Annotated in this window: 10 protein-coding genes; all 10 read left to right on the top strand. The window is 42.7% G+C overall.

The annotated features are described in order from the left end of the window. Positions 1–73: 73 nt before the first annotated feature. Complete coding sequence (locus BN6465_RS06345; protein ID WP_066732891.1) at positions 74–922, top strand: hypothetical protein; 849 nt, start codon at positions 74–76, stop codon at positions 920–922. 5 nt (positions 923–927) lie between these two features. Further along, on the top strand, positions 928–1,080 hold the full coding sequence (locus BN6465_RS20660; protein ID WP_154670204.1) for a hypothetical protein: 153 nt from the start codon (positions 928–930) through the stop codon (positions 1,078–1,080). Positions 1,081–1,094: 14 nt separating this feature from the next. Continuing rightward, complete coding sequence (locus BN6465_RS06340) at positions 1,095–1,832, top strand: hypothetical protein (protein ID WP_066732889.1); 738 nt, start codon at positions 1,095–1,097, stop codon at positions 1,830–1,832. Continuing rightward, entirely contained in the window at positions 1,813–2,391 is a 579-nt protein-coding gene (gene lepB, locus BN6465_RS06335; RefSeq protein ID WP_082891609.1) for a signal peptidase I, read from the top strand. The genes BN6465_RS06340 and lepB overlap by 20 nt, the downstream gene beginning before the upstream one ends. 53 nt (positions 2,392–2,444) lie before the next feature. Continuing rightward, complete coding sequence (locus BN6465_RS06330) at positions 2,445–7,889, top strand: SdrD B-like domain-containing protein (RefSeq protein WP_199882799.1); 5,445 nt, start codon at positions 2,445–2,447, stop codon at positions 7,887–7,889. A 17-nt stretch (positions 7,890–7,906) separates the two neighbouring features. Continuing rightward, a complete protein-coding gene (locus tag BN6465_RS06325) occupies positions 7,907–9,043 on the top strand; it encodes a signal peptidase I (RefSeq protein ID WP_066732886.1) in 1,137 nt (378 codons plus the stop codon). Further along, positions 9,006–9,659 (top strand): hypothetical protein, encoded by a 654-nt coding sequence (locus tag BN6465_RS06320; RefSeq protein ID WP_066732884.1) that lies wholly within the window; start codon positions 9,006–9,008, stop codon positions 9,657–9,659. Before BN6465_RS06325 ends, BN6465_RS06320 begins: the two co-directional genes overlap by 38 nt. A 41-nt stretch (positions 9,660–9,700) precedes the next feature. Beyond that, the gene (locus BN6465_RS06315; RefSeq protein WP_066732882.1) at positions 9,701–10,351 is read left to right on the top strand and encodes a hypothetical protein; all 651 of its coding nucleotides are present in this window, start codon (positions 9,701–9,703) and stop codon (positions 10,349–10,351) included. Between the two features lie 31 nt (positions 10,352–10,382). Further along, on the top strand, positions 10,383–11,105 hold the full coding sequence (locus BN6465_RS06310; RefSeq protein ID WP_066732880.1) for a TasA family protein: 723 nt from the start codon (positions 10,383–10,385) through the stop codon (positions 11,103–11,105). Positions 11,106–11,174: 69 nt separating this feature from the next. Further along, positions 11,175–12,341, top strand: coding sequence for a hypothetical protein (locus tag BN6465_RS06305; protein ID WP_066732878.1), 1,167 nt, complete (start codon positions 11,175–11,177; stop codon positions 12,339–12,341). The last annotated feature ends 13 nt before the right edge of the window (positions 12,342–12,354 follow it).

Below are 12,354 nucleotides of genomic sequence, written 5' to 3'. Positions count from 1 at the left end.
CACAGAGGGAAAAAAGTATGGTAGAACATAGAAAAGTAATTACTGGCGGCGGTCGAAGGAGGAGCAGACGTGAATGAACTGGAATAGATGCAAAGGGAAATATTGTCTGTCAGTAGTTCTGATTATCTTTTCTTTGCTTTTTCTCTTGCCGGAGAAAAGCAAAGCCGCCGAATATCTGCATCAGGATGGAACAATCTATTGTGTATGTGCCGGTAATCTGGAAATGACAACGAAAGAACTGGAAATTTTCAAAGAAGAGGGAAGTCTGCAAGAGAATATTCTAAAACGTTCTGCGCCGATTATCCGAATATTAGATTCGATGACAGAATATGAAGGCGGCATGGGGAGAGTCGATATAGAAAAATTTATGAATCTGACTGTCGAATATGGCAGTGTAGCTGTTCCGGTGACAATGTATGTAAATGCAGAAGCTTCGGAAGAAGGCTGGATAACGATACAGGTTACAGTAACCTTCGTTGAAGTAGAACCGGAAGTGCCGGATGGACTAGATGCGCCGGACACACCCGATACGTCAGATGTACCAGATACTCCGAACCAATCGGTGGCAGCGGCTATGCCGAAGTTATACGAGGCGCAGGACACACCAAAGCCCCGAGAGGAGGCATTGCTGCCGGTGGCTCTGACCATGCCAAAGATTTCGGAATTTCCGGCCATGACGGCTGAGGCAGACAGGCAGAAAGCATGGAAGACAGCAGAATACGCTGGAAAAACCACTAAGGCGGAAATGCAGACAAAGAAAGAAACAGAGACAGAAACCATTAGTACAGTTGATGCTGTACTGCTTGTGAGCTGCGTAGCAAGCGCTCTGGTATATGGCATTGTCCTGATTCCGGATTTCAGATTGATACGTTGGTTCAACAGGCGGAAACAAATAAATATGAAGAAAAGTAATGGAGGTTAAGACATATGACATATTATCTTATTGCTATTCTGGCGGTTATCAATGTAACGGGAATTTCCCTTAAGCTGTATACGAATCGCAGGAAACAGGCGATGGATGGTGTCAGTAAGGTCTGTACTTTTGAACAGATAGATGAACATGTAATCGGTGAACTTTAAGGAGGATAAGTACTATGGGAAGAGTACGGGAAGAGGACGAGTTTCAGAAGATAGCGAATTATCTGGACCGGCTTCATTTTAAAAAGAGTATATATGGAGCCAGTCTGGAAGATGTGTACTCTTGTATGAAAGAGTTGGACAGAATGTACAGAGATGTACTGGATGACTATAAGGATTCCCTTCAGCATGAGATGGAAGAACGCAAGCGGGAGATAGAGCAGAGAGAAAGTAAAGTCGAGGAGATGATGGGCAAGCTCTCTCAGATACAGAGAAGCAGGAAAGAAGATCAGGAAAAAATCAAAGAGCTGGAGGCAAAGCTTCAGGATGAAGAGAGGATGCAGAAGGATTACAAGGAGAAGACGGCTCTTCTTGCTGAGACGCTGACAGATACCCAGAAGAACAAAGCATTCGTGCTGGAGCAGGCGAACCGAGAGGCGAGAGCAATCATCTTCGAGGCGAACCGGAAAGCCGAAGACATTATCGAGCAGAGCAAGGCAGCCGCAGCGGCGGAGGAAGAACAGAGTAAATCGGTACTGGAGGAAATCAGCAGACTGCGGGGGAAGGCTTATGACAATCTGAAGCTGATTGAGGTGGATTTACAAAGTCTCAGCGAGGATGTGGTGAGAGTGCAGAATGAAATCAAGGAAGTCCCCGATCACATTGATTCAGTGAAAGTGGAAATCGGACATATCAGAGATATAGATAGAACAGATATCATGAGGTTTGACCAGTATGAAGCAGCAAAGAAATAGCAGGGAGGGAGAGGAACAATCCCCTGCAGAGGTGCTGGCGAGGAAAATTACTAAAAGTGCAAAAAAAAGAGAATGGAGTGTGCTTCTGAGAGATTTGTTTCTGACAATGGCAGCGGTGTATCTGCTATTTGGTGTTATTTTTGGAATATCGTTTGTAAAAGGAAACTCCATGGAGCCAAATCTTCGCTCGGGGGATATGGCCTTGTTTTTGAGAGTTGGTAAGAATTATCGGGCAGGTGATGTTGTCATTATGCATAATACAGCTACCAATGATTACATTAAGCGTGTGGCAGCGGTAGAAGGTGACCGGGTATCTATAGACAATGGGAGCGGAGTACTTATGGTAAATAATAAAAGGGTTCAGGAAGATGATATATATTCAGAGACTTATACAAGGCCAGAGGGAATTGAATTTCCGCTTACAGTAAGTAAAGATAATGTATTTCTACTTGGGGATAACCGTGAAGTGTCCAAAGACTCCAGAGAATTTGGGGTAGTAAGAACAGAACAGATTGCAGGGAAAGTTCTTATTATTATCAGAACCCAGTCAAAATTATAAAAAACAAATTGATAGAAGATTTAAGACGCACAGGATGAAAGGGTGATATGAAAATGAAAGAATTAAGAAAATACAAGGAAAGGAAGAAAGTGCGCAGGCTGCTTTGTGTTGCGGCGGCGATTGCAGTATTAGCAGGATTAAGCGTTATTGCATTTGCGACAAGAACAGAGGAATTTCCATGTCCCGGGCATCAACAGCACGATGAGATGTGTGGTTATCGTGAAGCAACCGATGGGACTGAGGGACATCCTTGTGAGCATGTATGCGAGATATGCGATCCGGTTTTAGAACTGGAAAAAAAGAAAGGGGATTATGATAAATATATAGAGAGTGAATCCCATCAGGAAGTAAAGATTATATACAAGAAGAATCATGACAGTTTAGAAGAAATTAATACCTATGTCTATAATGAAGATGGTGCCCGCCTGCAGGATGAACAGGGAGAATGGGTGAAGGTAACTCTGAATAAGAATATAGATTATACAATACTATCTGTACCAGAAAATGAAGAATTCGAACAGATTGTATTGAAAGATACTTATGTGGACAGTTTGTATAACCTTCCTTACATTTTCAATCTGGAGTTCAAAAGTGGAAATACAAAGGAGTATGAACTGAAGGTTGATGATACGACTCCAATGGAACAGCCGGAAGAAAATGCGGAAAATCTAGAAGAACCGGGAGAAGAGGCCGGATTAGAGGAAGACACGCCTGCATTGTATCAAGATGAAGAAAATAGCAAAGCTGTTGGGGCTTATACGGTAAGTCAGATAGTATCCTCCATGGCAGAAGATGACACCACTTACCGCTTTACAGCGGCAGAGTCTAATGGGATGCTGCAGATTACTGCGAATCTGGAGACATCGGGCGAGACAGGGCGCTATGTATTGATAGAGCTGCCAGCTTACGGGATGGTGCTTACAGACACTCTCCCAGGAACTGGGGGAGGAATCACTCAGGTGACGAAGATAGATGAGAGAACTCTTCGTCTGGATATTGCGGATACGGTTAATGAAATACTAAATATACAGATTAGTTACAAATGGCAGAACCTTACGAAGGAGATGGAGCTTAATTGGCGTAAGGGAATCGTACCGGGGGCAACCGGTTTTAAAACATCTGTCTATGGAACAAAAAGCGGAGTGGAACAGGAGTTGGCCAGCAATACTTATGGGAACTGGAAGATAGATACGTCTGGAACAGATGCAGTCGTTTCAGGTTCTCCATCATATGTTTTATGGCCGGATATTCAGGGTGTGTATACAGGAAATGTGCTGAACCTAAATTCAAGCGGCTGGCCTGAATCACCACCGGCTATTTCAATGAGCTTTCCATTGTCATCAACGAAATATGGAATGCCGGGTTCAGAATCTTTAATGTTAAGCTATTTGAAATCAATTAAATTATATGGTGATCCAAAAGTTTTAGCTGCATTTGACACTAATGTATTTAATCAGAATTCTGCAATTAATGCATTTGGATATGTCCCAAACTGGGATATTCAGAAAGACGCGGAAGGGTATTACTATGAAATAACTCTTCCGGAAGATGAAATGGGATGTACGAATTCAGTAAACAGTACTCAAGTGGGATTTTTCCCGCCTTCAAGTATAGGTTACTATACCCGTTTGTACAATAAGGAAGCGGCAAAGCTGACACCGAATACGACATATCCTATGAAAATGGTATGGACCATAGGTAGGTATACAGAAAGTGGAGTGGCGGACACGAAACGCACGATAGACCTTTCTTTAAAAACGCGGGAAGTAGTGAACAAAGATTTATTCAAACCGGGCTTTAATAACAGTACAGAATTCTTTCAGCCAGCGCAGAGGGCGGCTGTGGCAGATAATGATGAAAATATAAAGACAGCTGCCGGGACTTATACAGAGTCTTTGATGAGCTTTAAGAATGCAGCATGTGGCCTTACCCGTTTGAATCCAACGGCTGTTCAGGAAAATCAGGAAGATTTATATGAAGGTCTGACAGAAGAATATGAATTTCCATATGAGATACAGCCTACTGAGATTACATTTCCAGCGGGAGTTGTATATGTATTTCAGCAAAGCAAGATAGAGCAGGTGTATTATGAATTGTCTAACGGAGTTACAGGGATTATAACGGCTTCAGATTTGGGCTGGGCGGAGTCAGTAGAAGAGATTGGAGAGGATACTTCATATACTGCCTCGTTTAATGTGCCGGATGGAGTGCGGGTTACAAAAGTAAAGATTACATGGGAAAAATACTATCAGACGCATTCTATGTCAAATAATGCGAACTACTTAAGAGTGGATGATATGGGCGCCCTTTTCTCCTACAAAGTAGCAGAAGGGAAGGAGGACGGTTCAGATTTTGAAAGTGGTTACCATGTGAATGTAGGTGCAAAGCTGTCTAAAAAAGATGGAACTGTATTGGCGGAAAGTACTGCAAATGATTTGAACTTTTATTTTAAGAATGCTCTACATACCTGTCCAAGATTAACACATAAAGGTAATAACAAAGCAATAGGAGGTTTGTTATCGGAAGAGGGGAAGACTTCAACTTATACTGTAGGAGCATACAGAGAAAATTATTATACGATTGAAAAAGCTGTGCCAGGAGTCAATTATGTCATGAGTGAGATTGTGAAAAATCCCAAAGTAACTGTTCGCTGGAGGCATGATGGCGCGAATATTTCTGGACTTACAGATGAGGAATTAGTTGGATATTCATTGTCAGGGACGATGAAAGTATATCCGGTTCTGGCGGGATGGAAAGTGACTTATCATACAAGAAACCTCGGAGAACAGTCCTTTACACTTCCGGATGATATACCGGAGGAAGGATATACGATGGTATTGCCTGTCGAAGACAACGATAGACTTGTCGGATTTACTAGTTCAGCGTCAGGTTATTATTCGGTAGTGGAAATTAGCAAGGATGGGGATGTGTCAGGGTGGAAAGCAGCCCAAGGAAAGAGAGCTATTGGAAGTATAGAATATATCTATCCACAGCAGACGGACGATGGACGAGATTTAGACGGAGGCGTCTATGATATAAAAGAATATGAAAAAGGAACTATAGATTTAACACTCACAAATGATACCTGTACGGGAACTGATGACGGAAGTTCAGGTTATAATCATCAGCATGTAAATCCGAGTGCCCAGACGACCTCTATGCCTATATACACGGTATTTGACAGTGAGATTAGGATGGACAGTCAGGATTACTTTGGCAAGAATGCTGACAGTATCTATCAAGATGGTAAGGCTGAGGTGAGTGTGGGTGGAACTATTCAGCTGCAGAATCCAAATGTAAACGTAAGCCCCAAAACATGGTCCGGAGTATATGGAGACGGCGCACTTGTAAATGCCGGACGGGAGACAGCACTGCGTCAGGAATTCAACCCAGTTGTATATGCGAAGATAGATAACCCGGATATGGTCTATATAGGAGATGACGCGACGATTGAAGTGTCACCTACAGGTTCATCACCACTGATGAGCGGTGTGCCGCAACTTGGCCTTGGAACACCTCCTGTAGTGAGTGTACCGGCAGAGGTAAGTATCATTCAAGATAATAGTGGAGCTTCCTGGATTCGTATGGAGGCAAAGACCTCCATAAGTATTGAGGATGTGTTCAAGCTAGTTAACGATAATGTGTTAAATTCTGTCGAGTATGAAAGAATGCTGGGAGTTGGCACATTATATGCATCCATCAGAGGAAAAACAAATATGTATGCTTATGCTGGCGCAGCACTTGGGTCATCACAGCCTGTATTCGGAGATGTTTATATCGAAGAAGATTGGGATGGATGGAGGAACGCTTACCAAAATACGCCGGAGGATCATTATACAAAGTTGGAGATAGATGGTCTTGTGCCAGATACACTTGATCTTAGAGGAACCGGTGATACGGTGACACCAAGTCTGTATTATTACCATGGGACTTCTAAAATAGCTGTACTTCAGAAGGTGTTCGTGGGAATTTCTCTGATTCCCGGTATTGATTCTTCTTATGCAGTGGATACCAGAAGCCAGAATATTTATCCATATAATTATCAGAATGTAAGTGCGCTGGTAAATGTTTCAACGGGCAATGATAACTTGAAAAATCATATTTCAATATATGAGCTGCCAAGAAAGGGTAAGAGCATTACAGGTAACAGGTTTGGAGGTACGACGGAGGAGACACTGGAATCTCAGTTTGACTTATATCTGAGAGGTCCGGTAACGGTAGTAAGCAATCCGGCAGCCGCGTCACCTGTTTATGAATACCGTATTGGAGGCAGTTGGTGCAGTGAAAGTCAGGTGGCAGCAAAGGGTGGCTGGACAGCAGTAGACGCTGTGAAGATTACGATGCCGGATTTGAGAAAAAGCAGTGCGATTTCTTTTAGCTTCCCTCTGGAAACAAACAGTAAAACTGACACGGACATTTTGAAGAGCTATATGGGTGGTACTTATGAGTATACAACAGAAGGCGGCGCGAGTGTGTCCGACATGAAGATAACACTTGCGGAATTTATCTATTATCCATACACTGTGTCAGGACATGTATTTCTGGACAAGGATGAAAATGGTACGCAAGATGGCGCAGAAGCTGGTGAACAAGGAGTTACGGTGAATTTGAAAAACAGCAGAACAAATGTTGTTCTGGCGACGGCAGTAACTGATGCAAGTGGAAACTTTATGTTGGGGACACTGTCGGATAGCAATCTTTGTGTAGAGATTGTTCAGAAGGAAGGACAAAAATGTACATTGCAGAGCAGTGTTTCTCCAGAAATTGCAGACGATGACTCGGATTTTGACCGGGATACAAATCAGTGTATGTTGGAGAACCCTCTTACAAAAGGAAGTTATACCTTAAGCGCAGGAGTAATTAATCTGCCGGTTCTGGAAGCACCGGATGTGGTTGTACGGATGGAAACGCCGGTGAATACAAGCGTGACGTGTATCTGGGATGGAGGAACGCCATCTCTGCAGTTTGAACAGGCAGAGGATATTGGCATTGTGACTGTAGATTCTCTCGCAGAGGGAAATACAGGAGCGCTGACACCTGTGGCGCCGGGAGAGACAAAGGCGAAAGTATGGGTAGAAAATTCCTTGGGAGACCGTGTGGAGAAGACATATAATATTACGGTTATTCCAAGAGAAGTCACGATTGATTTAACGAAGCAGCTTACAGAGGTAGCAGACAGCGACTATTCATTCATCTTTAAGTTTGAGCGTCTTGCAGACGATGGAAGCACTATACAGACATTCTATCAGACGATGAAGATACCGATGGGAAGCAGCAGTGCGGTAATCTCTGTGAAAGAGCTGGTGCCGGGAAATTACAAGATTACAGAACTTGACAGTAACTGGCGTTATGAGGTACAGGGAGCGGCAAGCCAGAATACAAATGCTACCAACCCTGATGAGGCTACAGAAGTAACATTTATCAATAAATATAGTAAGAATGGATGGGTCAGCGATAATTCAGTAGTAACAAATACAATGAATAGGGTGATGCCCTAGATGAGGAGGAATAGGTTATGAAGAAGGCATTCAGGATTATTACCGGTCTGCTAATCACCTTAATGATTACAGCAATCCTCATCTTGGTGGCACCAAGAATATTTGGAGTAAAGCTATACAGCGTTCTCTCGGGAAGTATGGAACCCGCTTATTCTGTCGGAGATTTGCTTTATGTCTTTCCACAGGAAGCTTCAGACATCAAGGAAGGAGATGTTATTACCTTTGTATTGAATGATGACGGCACAGTGGCAACACATCGTGTTGTAGAGGTGGATAAAGAGAATAAGCAGTTCTATACCAAGGGAGATGCCAATGAGCTAAGTGATGGAAGGCCAGTGCGATACGAAAATGTATTGGGTAAAGTTAAGTTCGCAATTCCTGTGATTGGGTTCATAATTGGCTACATGTCGACGGTACCGGGAAAAATTGTGACTATTACTATTATTGTGGCGATTATTCTTTTGATTTTTCTTCTGCAGACGCAGATAGAGAAGGAAGAGGAGGATGAAGAAGAGGATATTTGGGAAGCAAGGCCGGAAAGGAAGAGTAGTTCGGTAAAACGAAGGCAGACACAAACTTCAGAAACCTCACGTATCGTTTTTAATGAACGAAAAAAAGATAAAAAGAAGGAAAATCGTAGGGACAGCAGGAAGGAGGAGAATGATGAGTATAGGGATGAGAAGATAGCTGTACAGAAGAAAACAGCAGCCGAGCCGATGAAAGAGCCGGCAAGAAAATTTGCCAAGGAGTCTGTCCCAAAAGAAAAAATCAAGCATTTTAATCAGGAGAGAAAAAGTTTGCGATTTGAGCCACGACAGACGGTTGATGATAGAGAAGATATTCAAGTGCCGGATACATATAGAAAAAATTCTGGCCGGCCAGTAAGACATGAACCATTAGATGCAAGTCTGGATTATAAATGTCAGAAGTTGCAGGTGTGCTATAAGATGCTTACTTTGATGGAAACTATGTGGGATGACACCATAAACGGAGATTTTAGAGAAACGCAGTCTCAGGAAGTAGGTGTTGTATATGAAGATGAGCCAGAAATATGGAATTTTGATGAAGGGAGTTATATAGATATAGAAAAAAATGAGAAAGGAGGGGAGAAGCCTTATGCGAGAAAAACAGAGGAAAGGTATACCATATCGTAGGAGGAGAAACCGATTTAAGTCTTATCTGCCCCGAGGCCTGCCAGTGATGCTGATATTTGTACTTACAGCAGTAGGAACGATTATGTATCTGACAGCCAGAACCACTACAGCGGTAAATGCATTTAGTGTGGGGGAAGGACAGATTCAGATTGTGGAAGAGGGTATTGATCCGGATGCTGTAGCTTGGGGAAGTGATAGTAAACCAGTGCAGCTTATGAATCCAGAAGATGCTGCGCCGGGTGTAGTTAGAGCCATGGTACTTCCATACCTGACAAATGCAGCTACAGGTGAACGTCTGGGAGGAAATCTTGGGGAACTGACAGCGCCATCAGGAACAACTATGGTGTTGGGGGATATTACCTTTCACTTTGCAAGTGACTGGAGTGCAAACTGGTTTTTTAAGGACGGTTTCTTTTATTACAGAAAAGTCTTGAATCCAGGTGAGAAGACCACAAAGCTTTTATCGGGATTAACTCTTGAAAGCGGGAAAGAAGTAGAGTATGAGAATGTCACTGTTAAAGTGGATATTACTGCTGATATTCTGCAAAAAGAGGGAGACGCACCTCTTACAGAGTGGGGGGTTAATGTTTCTGGTAATACGGTATCACCAAAGTAAAAAAGATTTTGGGCAACAAAAAAAGAAAAGGAGACAAAAAGATGAAACAGAGAACGAGCAAGAAGAAAAAAGTGACTGCCATTTTGCTGACTTGCCTAATCGGTGTGTTGGCGATTGGAGGTACATTAGCTTACCTGACAGCAAAGACTGCGACACTGACTAATAATTTTACATTCAGTGGCGGAGTAACAGCGACCTTAACAGAACCCGCATGGGAGGCAGGGAAAGCTGCAGACGCAAATTATGGTACAAATTTGACACCAGGTACAGAGCTTGGTAAGGATCCAATCGTCACAAATACCTGTGCAGAGGATGAATATGTTGCATTGAAGGTAGTATTCCAGAAAGGTGATGGAACTACATTATCAGATGCAGAATTCGCAAAATTAATGACGATGATCGATATTCAAGGCTGGGGTACTGAGTGGGTAGCGGACGCAGCGGTAGGACCTACAACTATCTACAACTACAATACACAGCTGGTGGCAGGCACTGAAACAACCCCTCTTTTCCAGAAGGTTGTTATCAAGAGTACACTGAGCAATACAGATATTGAGTGGTTAAGAGATGCGGGAACAGGACTTGGCGGATTTAACATCGTTGTATCAGGTGCAGCAATTCAGACAGATGGATTTAGTACATACACAGATGCAAAGACAGACTTAAATGCGTTATTTACAACAACACCTTAATTAGGAAATAAGGACATAGGAGGAAAAAAATATGAAAACAACAACAAAGAGAAATATATCTATTCTTTCAGCCGTAATACTAAGTGCTTCGATAATTATTGGGGGGACACTGGCTTACTTTTATGACAAACAGGAGATTACCAACCCATTTACAACAGCAGGTGGTGCGGGTACAGATACAGGAGTAGACATTACCGTCACAGAGCCAAACTATGATCCAGATACATCTCAAGATATGTATCCTGGAACAACAATTACAAAGGACCCAACTGTAACAAATGATAAGGGTGAGTCCTATGCAAGATTTATTGTAAAGCTGGTAGAAAAAGATACTGATACTGTAATTACAGATAAGGCAAGAGCGGATAAAATCATGAAGACTTTATTCTATGATGTAAAATATGCAACAGGAAAGGGACAGACATTAGATACAGCGCTCGGCTATACGGAAGCTCAGCTTGCCGCTCTGGTTGGTGCAGATGTGAAAACACCAGTTAATCCTGAATTCGTTCTTGATACAACTAGAGGGGGCGTTGGAGAATACTATTTTAATTACAACGGAACATTGCAGAATGGTGATGTAAAGAAGCTTTTTACTCATGTATCTATCCCGTCTGACTGGACACAGGTAGATTTGGCATTAGTAGGCGATTTTGACTTGAAAGTAGAAGGACAGGCAATCCAGAAAGCAAATATTGCAGATGCTGACACAGCATTTACAGCACTGGATGGCGAGTTGGCAACAACACCATAAATATAAGGATTCTGGAGATAGGGAAAGAACAAGTTTCTTTCCCTATCGGATAATATAAGGAGGTAAAGCATGAACAAGAAATTGACAAAGATTATTGGACTGTTTGCTTTGCTTGCGTTTGGACTATTACTGGGTGGGACACTTGCATATTGGAGAATAGAAGGCAGTGCCGCAACAACGTTGGCTACCGGACAGCTGAAAGGCTCTCTTATCAATGAATATCAGGCAGAGTCAGTGCTGTATCCGGGAGGCTCTCTGAATCAAGTCATCAGTGCAAAAAATTCAGGAGATTTGGATATGCTGTTGCGGTTGAAAGTCGATAAAATGTGGGATGATTCACAATTATCTGACGAAAAACTCCATATTAACTATAATAGCAAATATTGGATGGATGGCAGTGATGGATACTATTATTATAAAGGCATACTAGAGCCGGGAGAGGCGTGTGAAGAACCACTTTGCGAATCTATATCTCTGGATGCAGATGCTTCTAACGAATATTCAGCAAAAAGCGGTAAGATTCAAGCAACGTTGGAATGCCTTCAGGCGACATCTGACGCAGTATCTACATGGGACAAGACTTATGCAGATCTGGGGGTAGAGGAGCCGAAGTTACGTAGTGCCGTGCCAAGTACTGTCACAGTAACATCTGATAAAAAAATTGAGTTCTCTCCATCAGGGGAGGCAGCTATGCCAACATTTGCCGGCTTGACGCCGGGAGAGACCTGCACGCAGGTAGTCACCCTCAAGAACGCTTACAGCGAGGATGTCGGCTTTTATCTCTCAGTTACCGGTGATGGTAGTTTGGATAAGAAAGCAGCGGATATGTTAAGCCAATATACTACATTAACTATTCTGGACAATACGGGGAAGGAATTATATAAAGGTTCCGCTGTTGACAGCGCGAAAGCAGAATTTGAGCTTGGAAAAGCTGAAAAAGGAAAAAGCAATACTGTTACGGTGATGCTTTCTCTGGATCCGGAGATGGGTAATGAATATCAGAAACTGTCAGGAAATCTGCAATGGAAGTTTGTAGCTCAGGGGGAAGATATAAAAGAAGACGGGAACGGAGCCGTGGATGACAATCAAGGTAAGGTGGCCAGCGGAACGACAGGACTTCCCAAGACAGGAGATTCCTATGTAATGTTGATTGGAGTCAGCCTGTTGCTGTTACTTACAATCGCTGCAATTCTGTATATATATTATAGGGAGAGAAAGAGCACACAAACAGAATGATGAGAGAGTAGGA

Origin of the sequence: Bariatricus massiliensis (genome assembly GCF_900086725.1) — a bacterium.
In the GTDB taxonomy this organism is placed as follows: domain Bacteria; phylum Bacillota; class Clostridia; order Lachnospirales; family Lachnospiraceae; genus Allocoprococcus; species Allocoprococcus massiliensis.
Note: the sequence above shows the minus strand (reverse complement) of the source record. Positions and strands in the feature narration are given on the sequence as shown.